This window comes from Arthrobacter sp. CAN_A214, assembly GCF_015751955.1.
Classification (GTDB): domain Bacteria; phylum Actinomycetota; class Actinomycetes; order Actinomycetales; family Micrococcaceae; genus Arthrobacter_D.
Genome location: NZ_JADOUU010000022.1, coordinates 1 through 26,265, shown reverse-complemented (window position 1 = coordinate 26,265; position 26,265 = coordinate 1). Strand labels below are relative to the sequence as shown.

Genomic DNA, 26,265 nt, shown 5'->3' with positions numbered 1-26,265 from the left:
GATGCCGTGCCAGCCCCAGTGTTGTGCCATGAGGGGCTCTTCACGGTTCGTGGGGAAACGGGCTCGTGTCGTAGATAGCGAAGGGGCTCGTGGTCCTGCTGGGATGAGTGTGTCTAAGCATTCATCCCAGCAGGACCACGAGCCTTGCCTAAGCCTACTTCGGCGGCTGTTGACGCTGCCACCATGATCTTCAATCTGCCCGGATACCGGGTCCTCAGCGCCGTCGCGGAGTCCTTCGGTCAGCGCCGGATTACGGTCGAGTCCACCGACCCACCGGCTGCCCGGCCTGTGGGGTCGTCTCGTTGAGGCGGAAGGAACGCCGCTTCCAACGGGTCCGCGATGTCCCGGTCGCAGGGCCGGTGGAGCTCGTCTGGGCCAAGCGGCGCTGGTTCTGCGACGAAGCGTTATGCGCCCGGAAGTCTTTCACGGAGGCCACCGCCCAGGTGCCTAGGTTCGCCCGCTCCACCCGCCGGCTGACCGATCAGGTGGTCTTGGCGGTCATCACTTCTGGCCGGGCTGTGTCGAGACGGCGGCCTCCTTCGGGGTGTCGTGGTGGCTGGTGCAGGAAGCGATCAACCAGGCCGCCCTGACGCTGCCGGACGTCGACGCGCTGGCACCAAGGATGCTGGGCATCGATGAACACCGGTACCGGTCGGTGAGGTTCTTCCAGGACCCGACAACGAAGCACCGGAACCGGTACGAGCCCTGGATGTCCACCATCGTGGACCTGGACACCGGGCAGGTCCTGGGCATCGTCGACGGGCGCGACAGCACCGGCGTCGGAGACTGGCTCAAAGCCCGGCCACTGCAATGGCGGCTCGGTGTCCAGATCGTCGCCATCGACCCATCGGCGGCGTTCCGCAAGGCCCTGCGGATGTGGCTGCCACGCACCGCGGTGTCCGTGGATGCGTTTCATTTGAGCATGCTCGGCAACGCCATGCTCACCGAGGTCCGACAGCGCCTCACCCAGGAAACCAAGGCCCGACGCGGGCGCGCCACGGACCCGGTCTGGGCCAACCGGCGGCTGCTGCTCCAGGGCGCCGAGAAGCTCTCCCAACGAGCCCGGAACCGGCTCGAGGTCGTGTTCACCCTCGATGACCCCACCGGGCGGCTCGAAGCCGCGTGGAAGGTCAAGGAACAGCTCCGGACACTGCTGCGAACCGGCTCCCTCACCGAGGCAGCGCACGCGAAGACTGAGCTTGAAAGGCTGGTGGACCTGGCAGGCCAGCCCGAGACCCGGCGGCTCTACCGCACTGTCTGCCGGTGGTGGAACGAGATCGAAGTCCTCATCATCACCGGAGCGACCACCGCGAAAGTCGAGGCGAACAACACCGCCATCAAACACATCAAACGCACCGGACGTGGCTACCGCAACCCGCACAACTACCGATCGGGTACCCTGCTTACCAGTGCCACCCGGACGGCGGCATGACACTCACCTCAGCGAGCCGTTCCCCACGAACCGCGAAGAGCCGCTATGGGTCATGCGTCCGCAACGAGGCCACTGAACACTTACAGTCAACCTCGGCCGACCGCCGAGGACAGCACAAGTAAGGCTGCCGCGGCCATGATGGAAAGCGCTGCCGTCTCTCCTGCGGTCGTACTGCAGACCAGCTAGTGCTTGGCCAGCTTTGACTAGGGGCCATACCCGTAATAGTGAGTAGATCCAAGACTCGAACCGACCGAGCCCGAATGTCTTAGTATTTTGGTCCAACCGATTTGAGGACTTCAAGTTGTACAGCACGAAGGCCATCAATCTGGCGGCCTCTTTCCTCATCCCTTCCGTCAAGAAAATTGAGACGGCCAAACTCAGCTACGTGATTCAGCACCGGCACATCAAGCCAGCGGCTTACTGTGCTCTGGATTTTATCGCTTGCAGCAGTCTTGATTTCGATTGGAAAAGCGCCAGCCTCCGCGGCGAGAATGAGGACATGCAATCTGTCCGAGATGACAGTATGAGCGCGTTCATATAAGTTCATCACCACGGCAAATTGATCGGAATGAGACTTATCTCCCCAAAGCAGGGCGCTACATCCAAAAAAATCTGCAAGATACCTGTGCTGTTCGTCATCTCGCTTGACTTGGGACACGAAGATTGGTGTCTTTTCTGATTCCTCACAATCGCGAATTACCTTAGTCAACAACACTAAGTCAGGAGGACGGTCGTATCTAAGCGAGATTCCGATAACATTCCTCTCCGTTGTCGGGGCTCGGGGCACATTCGCAAAAGCTATGTCAGGCGCCACCACGGTATCGACTCCTAAGAGACTGGCTGAGACTCCATCTCGCAACGTATAGACCGTGCAAAATTTCTGCAGCGTCCTTTCAATCGCCAGCGCCAACGACGAAACTCCTCGAAGAGACCGCCCGATTGCGAGAACTTGTCCGCCTCGTCTTCGCACCATCATTACCACGAGCACAAGAGAAACACTCTTCAGCAAAGCCTGCACGTTAGCTACCATGAGAACTGGACCCGGCGCGAATAATAAGCTCGCCCGACCCTTCGAGATTTCTAGCAGCAGCGCACACAAGAATGGCATGTATTTACTGTAGAACTTGACGTGCGTACCCGATGAAAACATCGCGACGTAATCGATTGGCATACTTCCACAATAGATAGCTTGCTTGTCGAACTGGTCACTGAGCAGGTCCAATATAGTGCGACGTATCTCTACATCGCCGAGATTATCCCATTGCGCAGAAATGCTACAGAATAACGTGCCGCGCGGACTAGATTTGCTGCGATCACTCAAACTTATTATCCTTCTTGTAATAAACATGTAATAAAGCTAATGCCTGTACAACAAAAGTAACGGCAACGCCGATAGCTGCCCCAACGGCACCGGCCACAACAGCACCCAAACCGCACAGTAGAAGAGTGAGCAAAGACGTGGTTGCAGATACGTGAGCGACGTACCACTCCCTTCCAGTCGCCTGCAATACGGCATTTAGGAGGGACGCAACCGATGCAAATATTAAACTTCCTATAACTATCTGCATCGGAAAAACTGCGCCCTCATATGCCGAGCCGAGAAATGCCGGCACTACATATGGAACTATGACGACGATCAGACTGTAGAAAACTGCCAAGCTTACGATGAGAACGCCGACTGAGCGCCTCAAATGAGAGAGGCTACTTCCGCCCGCCCTTGAAGCGGCCGGTAGTAGCACCGCCGAGAGAGAAGTCGACAAAATTCGAAGCGGTCCAATAGCTCTGGCCACAAGGCCGTATAGCCCACCTGTTGTCAATCCTCCGACTCCGCTGACGACGAGCGTGTCTATGTTTCGCACTTGAGTAGCAACGCTATTGAACCAGAACGGACGGCTTAACCTGATCACGTCCCTGATCAGAGCTCTTTGGTTACGCTCACCGGACAAGACAGAATACTTCAATTTTGGCATGCATATTAAGGAAATCAAGGTGCTCGCTGAGAACGATGCACTTACTGCAGCCAAAGGAGGCACACCGCAGAAGGTCACGAGAAGATAGATAGAGAGCGAGATAGTGCGACGTAGGAATAAATTAGTAGACGCAATGTGCGCCTTCCCGTCGGCTATCGCGAGCCCGAGCCTCGTCTCTATGAAGCGGTCACCAGCAACCCATAAAGCGAGCGGCACAAGCGAAATATAGTCCGGATTGAGAATCACCCCCGCGCCTAGGAGCAGCAAAGAACTGAAGATAAGGAGTCCTCCACTAGCGAAACGATTCACCAACAACCCAGCATGTACATAAACGCTATCCGGGTTTAACGCCCTCTCTTTCACAAGATAGGTGGAGATTCCCAAATCGAATATCGATTGTAGGACAGTCGCAAGTCCGATGGCGACTGCGACTGCTGCAAATAGCTGCGGGCCGGCGTCGCGCGCGATCAATAAGTACGTAACGGCTTGGACCAATGCGGAAATTATGCGACCGCCTGACGTCCAGGCGAATTGTTCCGCCAAACCCATTCTAGACATTTGACCCTGAGCTCAACTTGTTACTCTCAGTTTGAGATAACTTTACGTTGACTTTAGGATCCCGACTCGCGCCCTGCGAAATCGATACAGCACTCATTGCACCGGTTCCTCTAAGCAGAAGCCAAACGAGCACGATGCATTGTGCGCCACCTCAACTGAACTCGTTTTGAAACTGCCGAGCAACACATTTGTCAAAGGTCAATCCTCACTCGGAAGGCGCGTCCGACGGAGCACCTCGGCATGAAATTGCTCTGCGGCAGGATCAGCAAATCTTTTGGCGATGAGGCGCGCAGGATTTCCGGCGACTATCGAGTACGGGGGAATGGACTTCGTCACGACAGCGCCAGCCGCTATGATGCTCCCCTCGCCAACCTGAATTCCACTTAAGACGACGCTCGACGCCCCTATCCAAACATCATCTTCTATGGTGATCTCATCAGCAGGTGATAAAGTTCGATCGCCAATCCATGTAGATTCGATCATTGGAGCACCGGCTTGGTCGTAGGCATGATCGTTCTTGCCTACTATTTGAACATTCATCCCGATCATCACGAAGTTTCCGATCGATCCATTCACTTGGATAACAGACCTTGGTCCTACCGCAACTCGGTCACCAATGGTCAAGCAGTGCGTTGCGCGAACCCGAGCCCCCATGCCTACTCTGAAGCTCTCTCCGTAGGAAACGGGTCCACGGACGGCAAGGCCGCGGAGAACAGTCCTTGCCAATCCGCGTAGAGGAGCCGGGATGACGGAACGGTCGTCCGCTGTGACTCTGCGGGACTCCTTCTTCATGGTTGTTGATATCGCGTTTATTAGTCCTGCTCCCATTGCTTCGGCTGAATACCGCTGCTTTATATCGTCGCTGACGGTCTTGTGCGGAACACCGCCCCTATCGGACCAGGCCTGTCCAAGTGCGTGCGCAAGTGACGTCGGGCTATCGGATTCGAACCAATGCACGCCTCCGGTTTCGGCAAGTTCGATCTCGGGCGAATGAGGCTCATTTCGCGCAACCAACATCGGAACTCCGTAGCCCAGACTCTGCGTTAAGCCGAGGCCCGCGAAACCGGGAGACAATGAACAGAATGCTTGAGCATACATCTCCCGAAGAAGCGAAGGTTCATCGATCCAACCAGCGAATTCAACCTTATGATCAACATCTAAGGTCTTCGCGAGTCTTCTCAGGGATGCTTCTTCGCTTCCAGATCCTACAATGCGTACCCGTACGGAAGGGTGGGTAGTTTTCGTGATGGATAGAGCCTCGATCATCAGTTGCGGTTTCTTTGCACCCTCCAAGCGACCGACATACAAGGCGGTGTCTCGCGCTAAATTGTTCGCCAGGCCAGCAGGCCCGATTTCTGCAGCGCGATAGATTGAGTTTGGGGCGACGTATACGGGTTGTTTGCGTAAGTCTCGGCGCGCCTTATCTCGATCCTTATAGGTGTATGAAATCGTGGCAGTGCCCAATCTCCTCATCAATCGACGAACAGGGGCGGTTTTCGAAGAACCTCCAGCTTGAGGGTCGATATGCCCCCACAAAATAGTTGGTCGGCGAAGCCCGGTACGGAGGATCAATATCAACCATGCGTTTATGCTTCTCGGGTTAAGGTCTACGACGCACACTGACGCTCGAAGAGAACGCAATACGCTGCCACTTTGGAAGAACGCCTTCGTCCCGTAACGAATCATAGGGAGGATGGTCACCCAATCAGAAGGAACTCCAGTCCTGACGGTGTGGTCTAGGTGAGCCTCACTCACTAAAATTTCAATTCGGGCCCCGAAGTGGTCACGGACGAGACGCATGCACTCTGTCCGATACTTCGGCAAGACAGCGAGCGTCATCACCACTTGCGGTTGGGCAAGTTTACCGGGGTTCGGTTTCAAGAGTTGCACCGTTGGGACCTCTGGAGTTTCATTTTGCGCCTAGATCCTCGTACGGAAAACGCTTTTTGGAGACCTGAATCATTGGCAACCCGACGATCGAATTTTCCGGAATGGTGGTGTTCGGGGGGATGACGGTATTCGGTGAGATCACGGCGGACCTTCCAACCCTGACGCCGCCTAACACGATAGATCTCGTCGCTAGCCATGCACCTTCTTCGATGATCACAGGTCGAGTTATAAGCGCCATGTCTGCCGCCAATGCGTGACTACCAGTCGTAATGAACGTTTCTTGTGATATTACAACGTCGTTACTAATGTCAACTCTGTTCTGGTTATGAATCCAGGCACCTTCGCCGATCCAGCAGTTGTCGCCGATCGATAGGTTCCACGGGAACTTCACTCGAGTCCTTTGCCGAACGAGCACCCCTTCTCCGATCCTCGCACCAAACGCACGAAGGGCTGCTACGCGCACAGCGGAGCTGATTTGCCAGGGATTGTAGATGAAGAGCAACTCAATAGCCGACCATAGGTAGACTACAATGGCTGGTCTTCCCCACGCTTGGCGCTCGCCCGGCGCCTTCGACAGATTGATCACCGGCGTCACGTAATCTTTCATCTGCTCGTTCTCGAACTTATCCAATCGGCCACCCTATGTGTCACCTGCATCCTGGTTCCATGTCTTCGTCTAGTGTTACAGGTGTGAATGCAGATTCTAAGAACGTATGGATGGTGGGTCTCAATTATTCCCCGGAAAAAACAGGCAATGCTCCGTACACTGCGGGTCTGGCACAGGCATTAAGCGGCGCTGGACGTTCTCTCACTGTCACAACTGGGTATCCCCACTATCCAGAGTGGAAGCGCTACGAGGGCTATGATGGTTGGAGCAAGACGGAGGTCATCAGCGGCGTAGCTGTTCGTCGGCTGAGGCATTTCGTACCCGGCAAGCCGCGAGGTCTTGCTCGCCTGTGGATGGAACTGTCCTTCGGGTTGCGTGTCGCCGTTTCCCGGTGGGGATCCCCGGGCATCATCATCCTGGTCAGCCCCGCCCTCTTTTCGAGCGGTATCGCCCTCCTACGTGCGCGGCTCATGCGAGAGCCGGCCCCCGTAGTGCTATGGGTGCAGGATTTTTACAGTCTTGGCATGACTGAGACAAGCGCATCGGGCTCCCTTGGGGTGCACATCATGAGGGCTATGGAATCGAGAATCCTTCGATCGGCAGACGGAGTGGTTGTCATTCACGACCGCTTCAAAGCCCATGCTGTGAGCCAACTTGGTCTCGCCCCTTCGAAGGTCAAGGTGATCCGCAACTGGACACACTTGCAGCCCTTTGAGCTTACTGACCGGACTCAATCACGGTCTTCTTTCGGTTGGGGACAGAACGACATCGTTGTCCTACACGCTGGCAATATGGGGGCGAAACAGGGGCTCGACAATGTGGTGTATGCTGCTCGCGTTGCAGAGGCAAACGATAGCCGCGTGCGCTTTGTTCTCTTAGGCGACGGCAACCAAAGGGCTAAGCTTGAGAGACTAGCCGACGGAGCGCAGCACGTCACTTTCCTCCGCTCATTGCCTGGCGCTCGCTTCCAGGAAGCACTCGCCTCAGCAGACATCCTGCTAGTTAACGAGCTCCCAGGCGTCAAGGAAATGTCGGTTCCCAGTAAATTGACGTCGTACTTCAGTTCCGGAGTGCCGGTTCTTGCCGCGACGGATGAAGGAAGCGTCACCGCCGAAGAGATTACATCAGCCGAGGCAGGACTTCGCGTGGATGCTGGAAACCCCGCTGCGCTCGTCGCTGCCGCTGAGGAGCTCGCGGCCAATCTCGAAGCAGCTCAGCAATTCGCGGACAACGGGCGACGCTTCGTTGAAACCACGTTGTCCATGGATCACGCGGTAGACCAGTATCATCAGTACCTTACGTACCTCGCTGCTCGCCATTAACAGGATCAGCGGTAATTACTCTGGGGAATATCTTGCCAAAGCGCGCACTAATCACCGGCATTACGGGCCAAGACGGCTCCTACTTAGCAGAGTTGCTGCTGCGGAAGGGCTACGAGGTGCACGGGCTCATTCGCCGCGCTTCTACCTTCAACACCGCACGAGTTGATCACCTGTACGTAGACCCGCATGATCCAAACGCGAAACTTTTCCTCCACTACGGGGACTTGAGTGACGGCTCACGCCTGGTGACCCTTCTGGCAGACATCCGCCCGAATGAGGTCTATAATCTCGCTGCGCAGTCACACGTACGGGTGTCTTTCGACGAGCCCGAGCACACGGCTGACACCACCGGGATGGGTACGGTACGGCTCCTTGAAGCGGTGCGACTCGCCGGCATCGAGACCAAGTTTTACCAGGCCTCGTCGTCAGAGATGTTCGGGGCGACTCCCCCTCCGCAGAACGAGCAGACCCCGTTCTACCCCCGGTCGCCCTACGGCGCCGCCAAGGTCTACAGCTACTGGATCACGAAGAATTACCGCGAGGCATACGGCATGTACGCGGTGAACGGAATCCTCTTCAACCACGAATCTCCACGCCGAGGTGAAACTTTCGTCACCCGCAAGATCACCCGGGCCGTCGCCGCCATCAAGGCCGGCCAGCAGCAGCACCTCTACATGGGCAACCTTGATGCCGTCCGTGACTGGGGCTATGCCGCAGAATACGTAGAAGGTATGTGGCGCATGCTGCAGGCCGATGAGCCTGATGATTTTGTGCTCGCAACCGGCGGCAACTACACCGTGCGGGACTTCCTCACCATCGCCTTCGAGCATGCCGGGCTTGATTGGGAAGAGCACGTGAAGTTTGACGAGCGGTACCTTCGCCCGACGGAAGTTGACGCCCTCGTCGGCGATGCCTCGAAGGCTCAGGAGAAGTTGGGGTGGAAAGCTGAGGTGCACACTCCGGACCTTGCCCGCCTCATGGTGGACGCCGACATCGAAGCTCTCAAGCACTCGGGTCGCAACTGGATCGACACAGTAAACCTGAACTCCTGGAGCGACTGACGTGACGCCGCACTCGACGACGGACAGCACGGGTTACAAGCCCGGCTCCCTCGACCGCGACGCTCCCTTATACATCGCTGGACACCGTGGCCTTGTAGGGTCGGCAATCTGGCGCAAGCTCGAATGCGAAGGGTTCTCAAATCTCCTGGGGCGAACCTCCGGTGAGCTCGACCTGAAGGATCGCTCGGCTGTTTTCGCGTACTTCGCAGAAAACAAGCCCCGCTACATGGTCCTGGCGGCAGCGAAAGTGGGCGGCATCCTCGCCAACAATACATACCCGGTGGATTTCCTCACGGAAAACCTCCAGATCCAGGTGAACGTGCTGGACGCCGCGCGGGAGCACTGCGTTGAACGCGTCCTGTTCCTCGGCTCTTCCTGCATTTACCCCAAGCTCGCGGACCAGCCTATCCGTGAGGACGCACTTCTCACCGGGCACCTCGAACCCACCAATGACGCCTACGCGATCGCTAAGATCGCCGGCATCATGCATATTCAGGCAGTCCGCCGGCAGTATGGATTGCCCTGGATCTCAGCCATGCCCACCAACCTCTACGGTCCCGGGGACAACTTCTCTCCGGAAGGCTCACACGTCCTTCCGGCACTCATCCGCCGGTACGACGAAGCTGCGCAGCAGGGGGTGGACACCGTGACCAACTGGGGTACGGGCTCACCCCGGCGTGAGTTCCTGCATGTCGACGACATGGCAGCGGCGTGCCTTCACCTGCTGGAACACTATGACGGTCCGCAACAGGTGAACGTGGGAACCGGTTCCGACGTCACCATCAAGGAACTTGCCGGAATTGTGGCGGACGCCGTGGGCTACACCGGAGCCATGGAGTGGGACACTTCAAAACCGGACGGCACGCCGCAAAAGCTCCTGGACGTCTCGAAGCTGGCCGGCGCCGGTTGGACCGCGCAGAAAAGTCTAGAAGATGGCATCAAAGAAACGGTTCTTTGGTACCGGAACCATTTGTCCACACTGCGTAGCTAAGCCTCGCACGAATCAACCGACCTTCCGGGTTGGCTCAGATTCCGCGGCAGCGGATCTAAACCCCAGATCAAGCATCTAGAGAGGTCTCCTTTGGAGCTGAACGACTACCTACGGATCCTGCGGCGCAACTGGCTGTTGATCACGGTCTGCGCCCTGGTGGGACTGCTGATTGGCGCTGTGGCATCCTTTGCCGTCCGCCCGACCTATGCGGCGGAAACGAAACTTTTCGTCGCCATCAACAACTCCGGGAGCGTGCAGGAACTCCAGCAGGGGAACACCTTCACACAGGCCCGCGTGCAGTCCTACGTGGAGACCGTTGACACCCCGCTCGTGCTGCAGCCCGTGGTGGACAGCCTTGGCCTCGACGTCACCCCAGGTGCACTCGCTCAGAAAGTCACTGCTACAGCGGACCTCAACACCGTGATCATCACCATCGCCGCTGAGGACACTTCTCCCGTCCAGGCCGCAGCTATCGCCCAAGCGACGGCGGACAGCCTCGTGGAGTCTGTCGGAGGTCTGGAAAGTCCGTCCGAAGGTGGCACGTCACCAGTCAAGCTCTCCGTCATCACTCCAGCCACGGCGCCATCCGAACCATCCGCCCCGAACACCCGCCTCAATTTGGCCCTCGGCCTGCTCGTGGGCTTCGCGGGAGGCATCAGTGCCGCTGTTCTCCGCACCACCCTCGATACACGCGTGCGCGGGGAATCGGATATCCGCCGTATCAGCGATGCGCCCCTCCTCGGTGGTATCTTCTTCGATACGGATGCGACGAAGAAACCGCTGCTCACGCAGGCTGCCCCGCAAAGCCCGAGGGCCGAGTCGTTCCGCCAAATTCGGACCAACCTGCAGTTTGCGCACGTGAGCCACAAATCCAAGGCCATGCTCGTCACCTCGTCACTGCCAGGCGAAGGCAAAAGCACCACCGCCATCAACCTGGCGATGGCCATTGCCCAGGGTGGGCAATCCGTGGTTCTCGTTGACGCTGATCTTCGTCGTCCGCGCGTTGATGAATACCTCGGCCTGGAGCGCAACGCGGGGCTCACCACTGCGCTCATCGGACGCGCGGAGGTCGAGGACCTGCTGCAGCCCTGGGGCAAGGATGAGCTGTATATCCTCACGGCCGGGCAGATCCCACCGAATCCCAGTGAGCTTTTGGGATCGGAGGCCATGAAGAAGCTCATTACCCAGCTTGAGCAGCAGTTCGATGCAGTCATCATCGATGCCCCTCCCCTCCTGCCCGTCACTGACGCCGCAGTGCTTGCGCAGCAGGTGGGTGGCGTCGTGCTTGTTGTGGGATCGTCCAAAGTGAAGCTTCCGGATCTCCAGAAGTCACTCGGTAACCTGGAGATGGTTGACGCTGATCTCCTCGGAGTTGTCATCAACCTTCTTCCTTCCAAGGGCCCAGATGCATATGCGTACAGCTACTACTCCTACGCCTCCGTCGATGAAACGGGAGCGAAAGGAACTCGAAAGGCATCGAGGGGAGCAACCCACCAGACGGACGCGGATTTTGACAAGCACGTTCTCAGCGCACGGTCAGGCGATCACTAACGCGAGACATCAAACGAGCGTTGCTCGATGAAGAAAAATGGGGAATCGGTGTCGCTCATTAGTGAAGAAGCGGGTTGGGCGCCCAGATATGCACGACGCCTAGCCATCGTCGATGCTGGAGTAGTCCTATGGGCAACGGTCGGAGCACTGATCGTCCGGTTCGGAGTACCGGAAACTGATCAACTCAGCGCCAGCGGTCAGCCCTATGTGGTGGTGTCGATTGCGTTGGCTGGGGCATGGTGGGCGATTCTGTCCCTGCGCGGAAGCCGTGAGACGACGGTCTTGGGCCACGGGACCGAGGAATACAAGCGCGTTGTAAGCGCGTCGCTAATCCTCTTCGGGTTGGTGGCGATCGTTAGTTATGCATTGCAACTTGACACGGCGCGCGGCTATGTCGGTGTGGCGCTTCCCTCCGGTCTGCTCATGCTGCTGTTGGCCCGCGCCGTGGTCCGGGGCCTCCTGCACATCGAGCGAGCACACGGTAAGAGCTCCCTGCGAGTACTGGTCATCGGGAGTACCAGTGGGGTCAAACATCTTGTGGAATCGTTGCGTGCACAGCCTATGGCGGGTTACATCCCGGTTGGCGCCTACCTACCAGGTGTCGAACAGCACGCCCGCACAGCCGGCATGCTAGACCTTCCGGTCGTCGGAAGGGCAGTGGATGCGGACGCCATCATCGCCGATATCAGCAGTTTCCGCCCCGACGCCGTCGCGCTGTCCAGCAGTATGCAACTGGCGCCGGAGACCATCAGGGCCCTGGGGTGGGCACTCGCCGACCTTAATGTGCGTCTCATCATGGCACCAGCATTGACAGACATAGCGGGCCCCCGCATCCATACCCAACCGGTGGCCGGCCTGCCCCTGATCCACGTCTCTACCCCCAACCTCGAAAAGGGCCAGCGCTTCATTAAACGCAGCATGGACCTCTTGGGAGCCGGCCTGCTTATTGTGGCGCTTTCCCCCCTCCTCGCCCTCATTGCCGTCCTCGTTCGAATGGGCTCCCACGGACCGGTCCTATTTCGTCAGGAGCGTGTAGGCACTGCGGGCCAACACTTTGAGATGTACAAGTTCCGCTCAATGGTCGTCGATGCAGAAGCACGCCTCCAAGAGCTCCGGGAGGGGCACGAGGGAAACGCAATACTGTTCAAGCTGAAAAACGACCCACGCATTACGAAGATGGGTCGCGTTCTCCGGAAGTTCAGCCTCGACGAGCTTCCCCAACTGTTCAACGTGCTCAACGGATCCATGTCGCTAGTAGGTCCCCGTCCTCCGCTGGCGACCGAAGTAGAGCGCTACGACATTCGGGCCCATCGACGTCTGCTGGTCAGACCCGGAATGACCGGGCTTTGGCAGGTCAGCGGACGATCACTGCTTTCCTGGGACGAAACCGTTCGGTTGGACCTTTACTACGTGGAGAATTGGTCATTCTTGGGGGACCTGACGATTCTGCTACGCACCTTCAAAGCCGTTGTCAGCCGCCACGGTGCGTTTTGAGCGGCACACTACTTCTGCTCGGCGAGGATTCTTAGATGACTGATAGTTCACCAATTCATGTAGGCCATAAGCAATGTGACCGCTTCAGCCGCAAAAGGACTCTGTTGCTGATCGCAGCGGCAGTATCAGTCGTGTTGCTCGCGGCGGGCGGATGGCTCGCCTTCCGTGGACTACAAGTGAAGCAGAATCTCGAGGCGACCGTGGCACTGGTTCCCACTCTGCAGGAACAGGTTGTTGCCCGTGATCTAGCGGCGGCCGGACTCACCCTCGACGAGCTTCAAGGCCATACGGCCGAGGCACGGGCGGCTGGCACCGACCCCCTATGGAAAGCCGCCGGCCTGCTTCCGTTCATCGGGGCTAGTTTTTCTGCGGTCAGCGAGGTCACGGTCTCTGCGGACGACGTCATCAACCGTGCTGTTGCGCCGATGTTCGACAAAGTGGAGACCCTCGACTGGGATGCACTGACCCCTGTCGACGGGCGGGTGGACGTCGAGCCGCTCCGTGAGCTTGCGCCCACCCTTGCTTCCGCAGCGAATACCATCCAGCTGTCACACAACCGACTGGAGGGCATCGACCGTTCGCGGCTACTTCCCCAGGTAGCGGATCCGCTCGGGAACGCCGTCGCGGCCCTCGACGAAGTACGGAATCCACTCAACAGCGCCTCCCGTGCGGCCCAACTGCTGCCTTCCATGATGGGTGCCGACGGCCCGCGCACCTACCTGGTGCTGATCCAGAACAGCGCCGAGGTTCGAGCGACAGGAGGTATCCCGGGAGCACTCGCGGTTATCACCGCGGAGGACGGCCGGATTGCCCTGACCAATCAGGGTAGTGCTTCGGATATGGGCAGGTTCAACCCGTCCCTTACGGTGGATCCCGAGCAGGAACAAATATACTCTCGCCGGTTGGGCGCCTACATGCAGAGCGTGAACCTTACCCCGAACTTCCCCACCGCCGCCCGGACGGCAAAGGGGATGTGGGAAGAGCGAAAGGGCGGCGCGCCGATTGACGGAGTGATTGCGCTCGACCCCGTAGTGCTTGCCAATATCCTCTCCGCTACTGGCCCCGTTGATCTGGGCGAATTCGAAGACCCGGAAATCGGAAACGTCCTCGCGGACAGCTCATTACCCAGCTCGCTGACGCCCGAGAACGTGGTGCCGACACTGCTCTCCGACGTCTACGCGCAGATCGAAGCCCCCGCGCTGCAGGACGAATACTTCGCCGCGGTTGCAAGCAAGATCTTCAGCGCTGTGGCGGGTGGCCAGGGTGACAGCAGCAAGCTTATTGAGGCGCTGGTGCAAAGCTCTGACCAGGACCGCCTCTACCTCTGGGCGAACACCGCGGCGGAACAGGACCTCATTGCCCAAACCAGCCTTGCCGGGGCCGCAACCGGGCCAACCGTGGGCGGCGCGTCCTTCGGCGTCTACTTCAACGACGGAACCGCCGCCAAAATGGACTACTACGTGCGCCGGACCGCGCAGTTGCTGCAGGAGTGCTCCGACGACGGCCACTCCCAGTACACCGCCAAAGTGACCCTGACGAACACTGCTCCGCTCGATGCAGCGGAAACGCTGCCGGACTACGTCACGGGGGGCGCCGCCGGCGGTGTGACACCGGGTCATATTCGGACCAACACGGTCGCCTATGGCCCTGCCCAGGCACTGCTCCAGACCGCCCGCATCAACGGGGAAGATGTGCCTTTGGGGTCCTTCCGCCACGGCAACCGCCCCGTCGGAGTCCTCACCACCGAACTCGCCCCGGGGCAAACCGTCACCATCGAGATGGATTTTTCCAAGGTGGTCCAGAAAACGGAAGGAGTCCTCGAGGTCACACCTACTGTCCAGGATGCCGCAGAAGTAATACTGCCCCTGGAACAGACGGGCTCCTGTGATGCTGCCGGCGAGCAGACCTCGGCGGCGTCAGATTAACAGTGGGTTACATCTCAGTCGGTAGAAGGAAATTGCTGCCGATACTTGCATCGCCTCTGCTACTTTCTAAGTAGAGGAGTCCCCGTTTCAAGTAGTAAACGGCTTCGATGCAAGTAATTGAGGCTGATTCCTATATGGTACGGGGAGTGGATTCGGAGCGTTCTGGGGATCAGATGCTCAGTCACTCTCTCGTTTTTCTCGTCTCAATCACCTTATGGGGAGCTCACATGAACAAGACCGTCTCAGTTCTGGCCATCACCGGAACGCTTGCCTTCGCCGGAGCAGGAGCGGCACAGGCCGACACCCTCCGGTACAACCCCCCTGCAACTTCGGGAACCGTTGACGACGCCACCGTCGCACCGGGCGAGACTGTAGTCTTCAGCAGCAACGAAGGCCTCTTCACCCCGGGCGAGATCATCGACATCACGGTGGACCGCACGGCCGGAACGCCCTCGGCTGCAGGCTTCGGTGCAGGTGGCGCGGCAGCAGCCCGCGGCGGCTTGATCGTCCTGAACGCCATCGTCCTCACCGACTCCACCAAGGCAGACGCTGAAGGAAACTTCTCCTACCCAGTAACGCTTGAAGAAGAAGGCACGTACACGCTGACAGCGGTGGGCCGCGAATCGGGCGCAACCGTCACCTCCGTCGTCGTCGTCGATTCCGATTACGCAACGGCCGCCGGTACCACTACTGGCACCACCGGTGGAACCACCACCTCCGCCAACGGCAAGCTTGCCAACACCGGCATCGATTCCGCAATGCTCCTCTGGGGTGCCGCCGGTATCGGCGCTCTGGGTCTTGGCGCCGGAAGCATCTTCGTTGCTCGCCGCCGCGCAGGTGCCGAAGCGTAATCAGTTTCACCGCACACACAAAAGCCGGGCGGAGCGAATGCTCCACCCGGCTTTTGTGCGTCCGGCAAGAATTGGGCGATTGCCCGCCCTGCAATATCAGAGCGCAGTCAGGACCATTCCGGGATATGCGGCACGTAAGGCGCACCGATAGTCGGATTGGCCAGGTCGATTGTGTCGGAAAACCAGGGGAAGACCACTTGGAAAAGTACCGCTACCACGGCAGCGATCATTAGTACCGACGTGAGAATACGTATCCACAACGGGCCCGGCAGTTGCCGGAAAATCCATCCGTACATCGAATTAGCTCCCTTCCTGCAGTGCGGCAAGCTGGTCGGCGATCTCCGCAGGCGGACCGGCGGACAACGGCTGCCACGAGTCCAGCACCGAATAGGCGATGATGCGCTCCTGCTGGCCGAACCGCGGGTTGCAGCTGGTCAGGGTCAACAGGCTTTCCTGGGGACTGGTCCCAGGTTCAGTAGGCACGGGAAGCAATACGTCAGCACGCTCCGGCAGGACGATTTCAGTGTTGCGGAACACGTACGTGTAGAACCCGTCCGCCGTCTGGACGTAGATCTCATCCCCCGGCACCAGCGTGTGGATGTTGTCCAGGACGGCCCCGTGGGTCTGGCGGTGCCCTGCGACCGCAAAGTTCCCCGATGCCCCCGGCATCGTTGTCGAAGGGTAATGTCCGAGCCCCAACGTATCGAGAACGTCCATGCCCGTCCCTTCCGCCAGCGGGCGGCTGTAGTCGGCCCCGAAGCGTGGGATATAGACAACTCCGAACGTCTCGCCAGGTGCCGGGGCCTCCGCGACTGGTGGAGGGCCGAAGTCCACGGGCGCGGCAGCGACATCGGGACCTGAAGCGACGCCGGGCGCGGCGGGCAGCGGCGACGACGGGCCGCTCCCCCGGACGAACTGCTCCACCGCCTTGTTCTGTACGGCACCGGCCTGCACCCCGGTCCACCAGAACTCCCAGCCCACGAACAGAAGGGCAAGAATGCCGAACGTGAGGAGCAGTTCGCCTGCAATCCCGATGACGCTCGTCCGCCTGGACCCAGGACGCCTACGTTTTTCCACCTTTTCGGCCCTAGCCACGATCGTCACCGATGAAGCATGTTCCGCTCGCGAGGACCGGCAGCACCACGCTCGACACATTGCCGTCCCGGATGTACGCCATCAGGCACCTGGTGCCGGTGCGCACACCAGCCTGGATCGCGTCTGCCTCAAGCCCCGTGGGCGTAGTGCTGGCGGAGACTTCCAGCGTGTCAGCTGGAACGCCCGCGGATACAAGGGCATCCCTCAGCTGCTCCCGGCTGGGCTGCGGCGAGGATGCCACGAGGTCCGTCAGTGCCCTCTCCATGGTCTGCTGAAGGGCTTTATCCTCTGCACCTGTCTCCGATTCTGCGGAGGGGGCGCCGGGAGATGCTTCCCCTCCGACGCTGAGAGGCGCCGGAGGGGAAGCGACGCCGGTGGAAAGCACCGTCGACCGTTCCGACGTTGCGCCTTCGCTGTCTGCCGACGGCTGCGAACATCCAGCCAGTAATCCAGCCAAGGCAACGGCCGTGACGCTGACCCTGAATTGGGTGGTGGCACGGCGTCGTCGGGCTTCTACACCTCTCGGGATCACTGAGCCGTACTCTACGAGGCGCCCGGAGGGGTGATGCCGCCGGTGCACGGTGCACCGGGCTCGCGCGTCTGCTCGCCCTCGATGTACTTGGTCAGGAAGGCGCCGAGGCGCTCGTCATCGGCGGAGTCGACCTCGAGCTGGAGGCCCCATGCGGTAGCGGTGACCGGGCTTTCCTGGTCAGCATTGGGGCTGAGCACCACGTAGGAGCGGCTGCCGACGAGGTCGGTCAGCGCGTCGATTTCCTCCTGCGGGAGGTCGGCCTGGTAGGTGACCCACACCGCTCCGTGCTCCATGGAGTGGATGGTGTTGGTAGCAGGTATCGGCTCCGTGTAGACCCCACAGTTGGTCCAGACCGGGTTGTGGTCCCCACCGACCGGCGGGTTCTGCTCGTACGTGACGTCGGCCTCGGTGTGGTTGAAGGTGAGGTCCTCGTAGGTCTGAACGCCCTCGATCGGCTGGGCTGCGAGCTCATCGGCGCGGTTCCGCTCCTGGATCTGGCCCACGATCACGATGGTCACCGCCACGATGATGGCCAGGATCACGGCGCCGATTCCCCCGAAGATCAGGGCGTTGCGCTTTCGCTCGCCGGCACGCTGCTTGGCCTGGATGGCCGCCAGACGCGCCTGGCGGTCCGTATTTTCCTGGGCTCTCTTCTTATTCAACGATCAATTCCTTAGTGCGGAGGGGTTTGGTTCCTATGTTCAATCTACCGGCGGAGCCGGTCACAACTCGTCGAGCAACGCCTGCATGAGATCAATTTCGGCCTGTTGTGAATCCTCGATTCTGCTGGCAAGGGTGCGCACCTGCTCGGTCGAGGCGAGTTCCACGCCGGCTGCAGCCATCTCGACACCCGCCACGTGGTGATCGATCATCAGGGTCAGGTAGATGCGCTCGGCGTCGTCGTCCGAGGCTGCGGCGAGTTCTTCCAGCTGCTCGGGCGTGGCCATGCCGGGCATCAGTCCGTCGGCACCGACAGCCATACTGCCTGCACCGCCGGTGCTTTCCATACCGGCGGTACTGCCCGACTCCATCGAATGATCCATGGCCCCTTCAGCCATCGACGTCATCCATGCCATTCGAGATTCTCCGCTACTCTGCGGAAGGCCCCATTCCTGCAGCCACGCGTACATCTGACCTTTTTGCTGCTGCTGCGTCATGGCGACGTCGTAGGCGATGGTGCGCAGGGTCTCGTCATCGGTGCGGTCCCTCAGCATCATGGACATCTGCACTGCCTGTGCGTGGTGCACCTGCATGTCCCGTGCGAAACCGGCGTCGGCGCTGGTGGTACCGGGATGGGGCGAACCTGCTGACACTCGGCCCGCAGTGAATGCCAGGACGAAGAGTGCCACCACGGCGATTCCCGCAAGTACGAGCAGGGTCAGCCTTTGCCAGGCGGACATGGTTGTGAACATTGAGGTCCTTGGGAATTGGGGTTTCGCATTCAAACGTACGGCACAATGCTGGTGGTTTCCTCGACGGCAGATGGGAATAGGATCTTCCCCACCCGAGTTATACCCCCAGAGGGTATACTTGGTTCAACGATGAAGGAGACTCATGAGCGAAACAACATCCTCAGCGCCACCCACCCGCGGGTACAGCGCCGAAAAGGATGCCTATCTCACGCGGTTGCGCCGCGTGGAGGGCCAGGTCCGCGGTATTGCGCGCATGGTGGATGAGGACAAGTACTGCATCGACATCCTCACCCAGGTGTCCGCCATCAACAAGGCTCTCCACGCCGTCAGCATGGGCCTCCTCGAGGACCACATCGCGCACTGCGTGGTCGGTGCTGCCCAGGAATCACAGGTGAGCGGCAATGACGAGAACGTCCAGGAAAAAGTGCGGGAAGCGACGGCGGCCATCGGCCGTCTCCTGCGCTAGCAATACCATCCACAACACTATTTCAAGGAGATTCATCATGAGCACCACCACTGTCAATGTCACCGGAATGACCTGCGGCCACTGCGTGGAAGCGGTGAAGAGCGAGCTCAGTGCCCTTCCCGGGGTCCAGTCCGTAGAGATCGACCTCGTCAAGGGCGGCCTCTCTGCCACCACCATCACCTCCGAGGGTGCACTGGATTCGGCGCAGGTCAACGACGCCGTTGCCGAGGCCGGCTACAGCGTGGCCTCCAGCGACTCCTGACCATGAGCGCCTCCGAAGCCCCGACACAGACCTCCCCCGCGCCGTCGCGCGTGGTGGAACTCGACATCCAGGGCATGACGTGCGCGTCCTGCGTGGGCCGGGTCGAGCGCAAGCTCGGGAAGCTCGACGGCGTGGAGGCCAGCGTCAACCTGCCGCTTGAATCGGCGGTGGTCCGGGTTCCGGCCCACATCTCCGACCAGGACCTGCTGGACACCGTCAAGGCCACCGGTTACTCCGCGCAGCTGAAGCCGGAGGATCCTCACGGGCACAACGACGCTGCGCACGACGATGCGCACGCCGCACCCCTGCTCCGCTCCCGCCTGATCGTGGCCGCTGTGCTGACGCTGCCCGTAGTGCTCATCTCGATGATTCCTGCCCTCCAGTTTCCGCACTGGGGGTGGGTGGTCCTCGCGCTGGCCCTCCCGGTGGTGGCGTGGTCCGCATGGCCCTTCCACCGGGCCGCACTGGTGAACGCCCGGCACTTCTCGTCCACCATGGACACGCTGGTCTCGATCGGGGTCACCGCGGCCTTCGCGTTCTCCGCATGGCAGCTGATCGCTGATCCGCTCGCCACCCAGCACCCCGGCATGATGATGGGCGGCCACGCCCTGTACTTCGAGGTGGCCGCCGTGGTCACCACCTTCCTTCTGCTGGGCCGCTTCCTGGAGGCCAACGCCAAACAGCGCGCGGGAGATGCACTCCACTCCCTGCTGAGCCTCGGCGCCAAGGAAGCCACCGTGCTGCGCACGGTGGACGGCGTCCGCATCGAAGTGACGCTCCCGGCCGGCACCCTCATCCCCAACGACGAATTCGTGGTGCGGCCCGGCGAGAAGATCGCCACCGACGGAGTGGTGGTCGAGGGCCATAGTGCCGTCGACGCCTCACTGCTCACGGGCGAATCGGTTCCCGTGGAGGTGTCGCCGGGCTCGGGCGTCACCGGCGCCACCATCAACACCTCCGGGCGCCTGATCGTCCGGGCGACGCGCGTGGGAAGCGACACCACGCTCGCCTCCATGGGTCGACTGGTGAGCCAGGCCCAGAGCGGCAAGGCCCGCATCGCCCGCCTCGCCGACCGCATCAGCGCCGTTTTCGTCCCGATCGTCCTCGGGATCGCCGTCGTCACGTTCCTTGCCTGGCTGGTGTTCACGGGCGATTCCAATCTCGCGTTTACCGCGGCGGTTGCCGTCCTGGTCATCGCGTGTCCGTGTGCCCTGGGCCTTGCGACTCCCACGGCGCTCCTGACGGGAACCGGGCGCGGTGCCCAGCTGGGCATCCTGATCCGCGGGCCGCAGGTGCTCGAGGACACGCGCACCGTGGACACCATCGTGCTGGACAAGACCGGCACCGTGACCACCGGCAAGCTGGCCGTGAGTGGCGTCGTCATGCTGGGCGCCCTGGCGCAGGATGAACTGCTGCGCACTGCCGGGGCCCTCGAGGCAGCGAGTGAACATCCGATCGCGCAGGCGATCGCGTCGGCGGCGAGCGCGGCAGCCGACGGCCCCCTGCCCGACGTCGGAGGGTTCGCCAGCGCTCCCGGCGGCGGTGTGCGCGGGGAGGTCGAGGGCCGCTCCGTGGTTGCCGGACGCGCCGGGTGGCTGGCGGAGAACGGCATCCCCGTGTCCGCGGTGCACCTTCAGGAGCTGCGGAACGCCGAAGCTCTCGGTGCCACCGTGATATGGGTTGCCGTGGACGGCCGGGTCGAGGGACTGCTGAGCCTCACCGACACCGTCAAGGACGGATCGGCACGCGCCATCCGCCGCCTGAAGGAGCTGGGCCTGAAGCCCATCCTGCTCACCGGCGACAACGAGTCGGTGGCGCGGCAAGTAGCGGAGGCCGTCGGGATCGACCCGGCCGACGTCCGCGCAGGCGTGCTCCCTGAGGGCAAAGTGGCGGCCATTCGGGAACTGCAGGCCGCGGGAGCCACCGTGGCCATGGCCGGCGACGGCGTGAACGATGCCGCAGCGCTCGCCCAGGCGGATCTGGGCATCGCGATGGGCTCGGGCACCGACGTCGCTATCGAGGCGGCGGACCTCACCGTCATGGGCAACAGCCTGGAGCAGGTGGCCCAGGCGATCGAGCTCTCACGCAGGACGCTGGGCACCATCAAGACCAACCTCTTCTGGGCGTTCTTCTACAACACCGTGGGCATCCCGGTTGCCGCCCTGGGGCTGTTGAATCCGATGCTGGCCGGTGCTGCGATGGCCGCGAGCTCAGTGCTCGTGGTGCTCAACTCGCTGCGGCTGCGAAGTTTCGGTAAGTAGCGGAACGTACGGAATCGGCTCGGCCCCGGCAAGGTCGATTCCGTGCGGCCCGCCCTGCAGTCCGTCCGCGTCGCCGTCGAGCGGCCCGTCGCCGTTCCTGGAGCGGAGCTCGTCCGTCCGCACACACACCACCCCGGCCACGATGAGCAGGCCGCCCAGCAGCTGGATGGGTCCCGGGAGTTCACCGAGCACCAGCCAGGCGGCGACGACGGCGAAGAGCACCTCGGTGAGTGCCACGAAGGATGCCACCTTGGAGCCGAGTTCCTGGGCCGCCAGGATTCCGGTGACATAGGCGGCGACCGTGGAAATCAGCACCAGCACTGCCACGGGGACCAGCCAGCTGAACTGCGCCCCGGCAATGGTGACGTCGGTGAAGGCGAATTCGAAGGGCATCACGTTCGTGAGCCCCAACAGGAGGATGGTGAGGGCGCCGACCACCATTCCACCGCCGGCCATCACGAGCGGCGGCAGCGAGTCGTCGATTTTCGCGGACATCAGGAAGAAGACCATGAGGCAGACCGCGGCGGCCAGGCCGTACAGCACGCCGATGGGGTCCAGCCGTGCGTCGCCCGCGGGGTCGAGCACCAGCAGCAGGCCGAGAATCGCCACCACCGATCCGGCGGCCGTCAGCCGGTGGGGTGCCCTGCGGGACCGGATCCACAGCCAGCCGACGATCAGCACCGGGGCCAGGTATTCGAGGAGCAGCGCCACGCCCACCGAGAGGCGCTCCACCGCGTTGAAGTAGAAGAGCTGGCAGAGGGCGATCGCCGTCATTCCGTAGATGATGAGCGTCAACGCATTGCCCTGCAGTGTTGACCACCGGCCACGCAGGGCGATGAGGACGGGCACGAGCAGCACCAGCGCCGCGCCGCCGATCCGGACGCCGACGGCGGCTCCCGGGCTCCACCCGATTTCGAGGAGTGCCTTGGCGAAGGGGCCCGACATCCCGAAGGTCGCAGCGGAAAGCACCGCGATCCAGAGGCCGGAGGCGGCACGCGTGTTCACAGGGCTGGTCCTTACTATGCGGGTCCGCGTGCCATTAGGTGTCAGAACCGTCGGATGGTTATGGTAGTGACACTAACGCCGGGCATCGTCAGGAGTCAACATGTCATTCACCCATGACACCGAAGTGGCCCTCGTCTCTGCGGCGGCACTCGTCAACACCGCGAAAGAGGACCCTGACCAGCTGCTCACGCCGGCTGACCTCGACGCCTTCCTGACCGAGCAGAAGTTCTCGGGTTCCCGCACCCACACCCGGGAAGAGCTCGACGCCGTCCGGGCCCTCCGTGCCGAGCTGGAAGTTCTCTGGTTCGCGGAGGAGGACGACGCCGTCGGGCGCGTGAACAGTATCCTGCGCCGGGCCGACGCGCTGCCGCAACTGGTGCGCCACGATGACTGGGACTGGCACCTGCACGCCACCGGACCCGAGGCTCCCCTGGAGGCGCGGATGGCCACCGAGGCGGCCATGGCCCTCATCGACGTGATCCGCAGCCACGAACTGGACCGGCTCCGTAGCTGTGCGGCGGATGATTGCGACGGCGTGGTGCTGGACCTCAGCCGCAACCGCTCCAGGCGCTTCTGTGACACCGGCAATTGCGCCAACCGCATGCACGTGAAGGCCTATCGGGCGCGCAAGGCGGAGTCGGCGTAGGGCCCTGCTGAAGGTCGGTCGAAGGAATGCTGGAACGCCGGACACCCCCGCGGGGCATCCGGCGTTCCAGACGGACTGTACGGGTGGGGCTACTTCGCCCCAGCCTCCAGGATCGGGCCTGCCTGCTTCTTCAACAGGGCGGGAACGGCCTGCGCCGGGTGCACTTTGGTGCGGAGCGTGGGCTGCCAGCTTGTGTCCTCCACCAGCTGCTGGGCCTCCGGAGCCTTCGCGTTGTACGCGGCCAGCAGATCCACTTTTTGTTGATTGATCGTGTTGTCGACCGTGGTGATCGTGGTGCCCTTCCAGAACTTGATGATGCTGGCCGGATCCACGTCGGAATCGAGCGTGAAGGCGTTCGCCTCTGCCCAGAGGTGCGATTCGACGCCCACTCCCAGGCTGTACCCGTAGGGCACTCGCGCCGCATCGTCGATCACGAAGTGATTGTTGTAGGCATCCACCTGGCCGAAGCGGAGCCGCGGGGCCCGCTGGCCGATGTTCACGAACTCATTGGAGTGCAGAGTGACGCGCAGTTTGCCTCGATCACCGCGGGCCGGGTTATCAGTGGAGCCGATCAGCATGAGCTTGTCGCGGTCGGCGAAGCGGTTGTAGGAGACCGTTACCAGGTCGGAGCCGTTGGTGACGTCGATCGACCCGTCATGCTGCTGGAACGGGCGGTCGAAGTACTCGGGTGCCTCGTCATCGAAGTTCGGGTCGTCGGTGTAGAAATTGTGGTCCACCCAGACGTTGGTGGCCGAATTGATGATCTGGACCATGTCATATGCGCTGTTCCAGTTTCCGGTGTCTCCGTCGGTGGGGTCCCACTGGGGGAAGCAGTCACTCACCGCCTTATGGTTCAGGTTCCGCACAATAACGTTGCTTACACCGTTGATCTGCAGCGACAGGCCGATGAGCGCCGAGTCGGGGGAAGCGCCGACAATGGTGGTGTTGCTCGGGACCTGCAGCAGCATGGTCTGCTTCTGGTTCTCGGCGGCGGCCCGGCGGGCCTCCTCCTGCTCACCCGCAGGTTCGGCGTCCCGTCCCCAGGTCGCGGGATCATAAGCATCCAGATAGGACTGCAGCGTGTAGCCGGTGCCCTCCGCATAGTCCTCACAGCTCAGGGGGCTGCCTGCAGCGTCGGCGTTTCCGAGCAATTCGCCGTGCACCCGCACGATCTTGGGTTCATCACCGGCTTCGGCAAGCGCTGCGCTGAGTTCTGCCCTGGTGGTCACGTCGTAGACCCTGTCCTGGGTTGCGGCGGCCCCGCCTGTGGTGCCTGCCCCAACGGAAGCAAAGCCATCGCCGTCGGGCAGGACCTGCCGCTCAAGGGGAGTGCGGGAGGTGCCGCCATGATCCGAAGGCGGATTGGCACCGGCCGGGGCTGCGGCGGCGATGCCCGCAGTCAGGCTGATCGCGCATGACAGAACTAAAACTGATCGGATTCTGCTCAATGTTCTTCTCCTCGTTGAGATTGAACTGCATTCCAGAGGCCCCCGGGCGTGCTTGAGCGGGGCTCCCTCCGGGGGTTAGTCTAAGAAAACGTTTTCCCAGAGTCAACAGTGCGCAAAGGGGCCCAAGTGAAAATTGTTTCCGTCCATGAGGACACCATTCCCATCAGTTCGACCATGCGTAACGCGTGGATCGACTTCAGCAAGATGGATTCATCGATCATCGCGGTGGTCAGCGATGTGATCCGGGATGGAAAGCCCCTGGTGGGCTACGGCTTCAACTCCAACGGCCGGTACAGCGTGGGCGACATCCTGCGGCGGCGCATCATCCCCCGCCTGCTTGCGGCGGACCCGGCGGACACCCTCGACGACGCCGGAACGAACATCTCCCCGGAAAAGATCTGGGACATCGTCATGCAGAACGAGAAGCCGGGCGGGCATGGGGAGCGGTCGGTCGCCGTCGGAGTACTGGACATGGCCCTGTTCGACCTCGCCGCAAAGATCGCCGACAAACCCCTGTATCGGCACCTGTCCGACACCTACGGGGACGGCCGGCCGGACGAGGACGTCTTCGTCTACGCCGCCGGCGGATACTACGCACCCGGCAAGGGCCTGCAGGAACTCAAGGACGAGATGAAGGGTTTCCTCGACCTCGGGTACAACGTCGCCAAGATGAAGATCGGCGGGGCAAGCCTCTCCGAAGACCTGCAGCGCATCGAGGCGGCGATCGAGGTACTCGGGGACGGCTCACGGCTGGCGGTGGATGTGAACGGGAAGTTCGACCTCGACACCGCCATCCAGTACGGGAAGGCGATCGAGCCCTACAACCTGTTCTGGTACGAGGAAGTGGGCGACCCCCTCGATTACCAGCTCCAGGCCGAGCTGGCGAAGCACTACCCCCATCGGATGGCCACCGGCGAGAACCTGTTCTCCCTCGTCGATGCACGCAACCTCATCCGCTACGGCGGCATGCGCCCGGATTTGGACATCCTTCAATTCGACCCCGTGCTGAGTTACGGCCTTGTCGAATACCTGCGCATCCTGGACATGCTGCGCGAGCACGGCTGGTCCTCCCGCTCGTGCGTCCCCCACGGCGGACACCAGTTCTCCCTCCACATCGCGGCGGCACTGAAACTCGGCGGCAATGAGTCATACCCCGGCGAGTTCTATCCCACCGGCGGATTCGCAGACGAAGTCGGCGTCGAGGCGGGACGGGTGAAACTGCCTGAGACGCCGGGCATCGGCTTTGAGCACAAAGCCGCGTTCTACAAGTACCTGCGCTCGCTGCACGACTGACAGCAGAATGAGCGTTGTGATGAGAAACACAGATCCCCTTCCGAGAAAACGTTTTCTCAGGTAGGCTCGACGCAGCCACCAAGGCTAACTACGAAGATGTGGGTGGGTTATGTCGGTTTTGAGTGAGCTTTCTGATTTGAAGCGGGTCAAGGGTGGTGGGAAGCGGAAGCTGACGGCGGGTGAGAAGAAGGAG

Annotated in this window: 25 protein-coding genes; 15 read left to right on the top strand and 10 right to left on the bottom strand. The window is 61.2% G+C overall.

Features of this window, described 5'->3' with window-relative positions:
- Positions 1 to 183: 183 nt before the first annotated feature.
- The 3 genes from IWX65_RS17880 to IWX65_RS14455 are packed head-to-tail and all read left to right on the top strand — an operon-like array spanning position 184 to position 1,432.
- Positions 184 to 306 carry a hypothetical protein gene (locus tag IWX65_RS17880; protein ID WP_334683884.1) on the top strand — a complete coding sequence of 41 codons (123 nt, stop codon included), beginning with the start codon at positions 184 to 186 and terminating at the stop codon, positions 304 to 306.
- A complete protein-coding gene (locus IWX65_RS17875; protein ID WP_334683883.1) occupies positions 303 to 590 on the top strand; it encodes a transposase family protein in 288 nt (95 codons plus the stop codon). Before IWX65_RS17880 ends, IWX65_RS17875 begins: the two co-directional genes overlap by 4 nt.
- On the top strand, positions 560 to 1,432 hold the full coding sequence (locus tag IWX65_RS14455) for an ISL3 family transposase (RefSeq protein WP_334683882.1): 873 nt from the start codon (positions 560 to 562) through the stop codon (positions 1,430 to 1,432). The genes IWX65_RS17875 and IWX65_RS14455 overlap by 31 nt, the downstream gene beginning before the upstream one ends.
- A gap of 265 nt (positions 1,433 to 1,697) precedes the next feature.
- Here IWX65_RS14455 and IWX65_RS14450 read toward each other — a convergent pair whose 3' ends face one another.
- From IWX65_RS14450 to IWX65_RS14435, 4 genes are all read right to left on the bottom strand, one after another.
- A complete protein-coding gene (locus IWX65_RS14450) occupies positions 1,698 to 2,753 on the bottom strand; it encodes a polysaccharide pyruvyl transferase family protein (RefSeq protein WP_196883887.1) in 1,056 nt (351 codons plus the stop codon).
- Positions 2,746 to 3,951, bottom strand: a complete 1,206-nt coding sequence (locus IWX65_RS14445) for an oligosaccharide flippase family protein (protein ID WP_334683881.1) — start codon at positions 3,949 to 3,951, stop codon at positions 2,746 to 2,748. Before IWX65_RS14445 ends, IWX65_RS14450 begins: the two co-directional genes overlap by 8 nt.
- Before the next feature lie 207 nt (positions 3,952 to 4,158).
- Positions 4,159 to 5,433 carry a glycosyltransferase gene (locus tag IWX65_RS14440; protein ID WP_334683880.1) on the bottom strand — a complete coding sequence of 425 codons (1,275 nt, stop codon included), beginning with the start codon at positions 5,431 to 5,433 and terminating at the stop codon, positions 4,159 to 4,161.
- A gap of 436 nt (positions 5,434 to 5,869) precedes the next feature.
- Positions 5,870 to 6,481 carry a DapH/DapD/GlmU-related protein gene (locus tag IWX65_RS14435; protein WP_334683879.1) on the bottom strand — a complete coding sequence of 204 codons (612 nt, stop codon included), beginning with the start codon at positions 6,479 to 6,481 and terminating at the stop codon, positions 5,870 to 5,872.
- Between the two features lie 86 nt (positions 6,482 to 6,567).
- On the opposite strand from IWX65_RS14435, the gene IWX65_RS14430 reads away from it, so the two are divergent.
- The 7 genes from IWX65_RS14430 to IWX65_RS14400 all read left to right on the top strand — a co-directional run bounded on the left by IWX65_RS14430 (position 6,568) and on the right by IWX65_RS14400 (position 15,652).
- Positions 6,568 to 7,779: a glycosyltransferase family 4 protein gene (locus tag IWX65_RS14430; protein WP_334683878.1), complete on the top strand. Its 1,212-nt coding sequence runs from the start codon at positions 6,568 to 6,570 to the stop codon at positions 7,777 to 7,779.
- Positions 7,780 to 7,811: 32 nt separating this feature from the next.
- A complete protein-coding gene (gmd, locus tag IWX65_RS14425; protein ID WP_196883882.1) occupies positions 7,812 to 8,840 on the top strand; it encodes a GDP-mannose 4,6-dehydratase in 1,029 nt (342 codons plus the stop codon).
- A 1-nt stretch (position 8,841) separates the two neighbouring features.
- Entirely contained in the window at positions 8,842 to 9,831 is a 990-nt protein-coding gene (locus IWX65_RS14420) for a GDP-L-fucose synthase family protein (RefSeq protein WP_196883880.1), read from the top strand.
- A gap of 90 nt (positions 9,832 to 9,921) precedes the next feature.
- Positions 9,922 to 11,382 carry a polysaccharide biosynthesis tyrosine autokinase gene (locus IWX65_RS14415; protein WP_196883879.1) on the top strand — a complete coding sequence of 487 codons (1,461 nt, stop codon included), beginning with the start codon at positions 9,922 to 9,924 and terminating at the stop codon, positions 11,380 to 11,382.
- A gap of 27 nt (positions 11,383 to 11,409) precedes the next feature.
- Complete coding sequence (locus IWX65_RS14410; protein ID WP_196883878.1) at positions 11,410 to 12,876, top strand: sugar transferase; 1,467 nt, start codon at positions 11,410 to 11,412, stop codon at positions 12,874 to 12,876.
- A gap of 35 nt (positions 12,877 to 12,911) precedes the next feature.
- A complete protein-coding gene (locus IWX65_RS14405; RefSeq protein WP_334683877.1) occupies positions 12,912 to 14,801 on the top strand; it encodes a DUF4012 domain-containing protein in 1,890 nt (629 codons plus the stop codon).
- A 227-nt stretch (positions 14,802 to 15,028) separates the two neighbouring features.
- Positions 15,029 to 15,652, top strand: coding sequence for an LPXTG cell wall anchor domain-containing protein (locus IWX65_RS14400; protein WP_196883877.1), 624 nt, complete (start codon positions 15,029 to 15,031; stop codon positions 15,650 to 15,652).
- A gap of 300 nt (positions 15,653 to 15,952) precedes the next feature.
- Here the strand turns inward: IWX65_RS14400 and IWX65_RS14395 are convergent, their stop codons facing one another.
- The 4 genes from IWX65_RS14395 to IWX65_RS14380 form a co-directional block, all read right to left on the bottom strand.
- A complete protein-coding gene (locus IWX65_RS14395; protein ID WP_442859201.1) occupies positions 15,953 to 16,747 on the bottom strand; it encodes a class E sortase in 795 nt (264 codons plus the stop codon).
- Positions 16,740 to 17,132 (bottom strand): DUF6993 domain-containing protein, encoded by a 393-nt coding sequence (locus tag IWX65_RS14390; protein WP_334683876.1) that lies wholly within the window; start codon positions 17,130 to 17,132, stop codon positions 16,740 to 16,742. Before IWX65_RS14390 ends, IWX65_RS14395 begins: the two co-directional genes overlap by 8 nt.
- Before the next feature lie 158 nt (positions 17,133 to 17,290).
- Positions 17,291 to 17,941: a DUF3105 domain-containing protein gene (locus IWX65_RS14385; protein WP_196883875.1), complete on the bottom strand. Its 651-nt coding sequence runs from the start codon at positions 17,939 to 17,941 to the stop codon at positions 17,291 to 17,293.
- A gap of 60 nt (positions 17,942 to 18,001) precedes the next feature.
- On the bottom strand, positions 18,002 to 18,691 hold the full coding sequence (locus IWX65_RS14380) for a DUF305 domain-containing protein (RefSeq protein WP_196883873.1): 690 nt from the start codon (positions 18,689 to 18,691) through the stop codon (positions 18,002 to 18,004).
- A 142-nt stretch (positions 18,692 to 18,833) separates the two neighbouring features.
- On the opposite strand from IWX65_RS14380, the gene IWX65_RS14375 reads away from it, so the two are divergent.
- From IWX65_RS14375 to IWX65_RS14365, 3 genes are read left to right on the top strand one after another with little or no spacing between them, the layout of a single operon-like run.
- Entirely contained in the window at positions 18,834 to 19,157 is a 324-nt protein-coding gene (locus IWX65_RS14375; protein WP_026550720.1) for a metal-sensitive transcriptional regulator, read from the top strand.
- A 37-nt stretch (positions 19,158 to 19,194) separates the two neighbouring features.
- A complete protein-coding gene (locus IWX65_RS14370; protein WP_026550721.1) occupies positions 19,195 to 19,419 on the top strand; it encodes a heavy-metal-associated domain-containing protein in 225 nt (74 codons plus the stop codon).
- A 2-nt stretch (positions 19,420 to 19,421) separates the two neighbouring features.
- A complete protein-coding gene (locus tag IWX65_RS14365) occupies positions 19,422 to 21,680 on the top strand; it encodes a heavy metal translocating P-type ATPase (protein ID WP_196883871.1) in 2,259 nt (752 codons plus the stop codon).
- Here IWX65_RS14365 and IWX65_RS14360 read toward each other — a convergent pair.
- The gene (locus IWX65_RS14360; protein WP_196883869.1) at positions 21,630 to 22,685 is read right to left on the bottom strand and encodes an EamA family transporter; all 1,056 of its coding nucleotides are present in this window, start codon (positions 22,683 to 22,685) and stop codon (positions 21,630 to 21,632) included. The genes IWX65_RS14365 and IWX65_RS14360 overlap by 51 nt on opposite strands.
- Positions 22,686 to 22,785: 100 nt before the next feature.
- On the opposite strand from IWX65_RS14360, the gene IWX65_RS14355 reads away from it, so the two are divergent.
- Positions 22,786 to 23,331 (top strand): CGNR zinc finger domain-containing protein, encoded by a 546-nt coding sequence (locus IWX65_RS14355; RefSeq protein ID WP_196883867.1) that lies wholly within the window; start codon positions 22,786 to 22,788, stop codon positions 23,329 to 23,331.
- Between the two features lie 89 nt (positions 23,332 to 23,420).
- On the opposite strand, the gene IWX65_RS14350 is transcribed toward IWX65_RS14355, so the two are convergent.
- The gene (locus tag IWX65_RS14350; protein WP_196883865.1) at positions 23,421 to 24,779 is read right to left on the bottom strand and encodes a pectate lyase family protein; all 1,359 of its coding nucleotides are present in this window, start codon (positions 24,777 to 24,779) and stop codon (positions 23,421 to 23,423) included.
- Positions 24,780 to 24,905: 126 nt separating this feature from the next.
- On the opposite strand from IWX65_RS14350, the gene IWX65_RS14345 reads away from it, so the two are divergent.
- Positions 24,906 to 26,072 carry a mandelate racemase/muconate lactonizing enzyme family protein gene (locus IWX65_RS14345; RefSeq protein WP_334683875.1) on the top strand — a complete coding sequence of 389 codons (1,167 nt, stop codon included), beginning with the start codon at positions 24,906 to 24,908 and terminating at the stop codon, positions 26,070 to 26,072.
- The last annotated feature ends 193 nt before the right edge of the window (positions 26,073 to 26,265 follow it).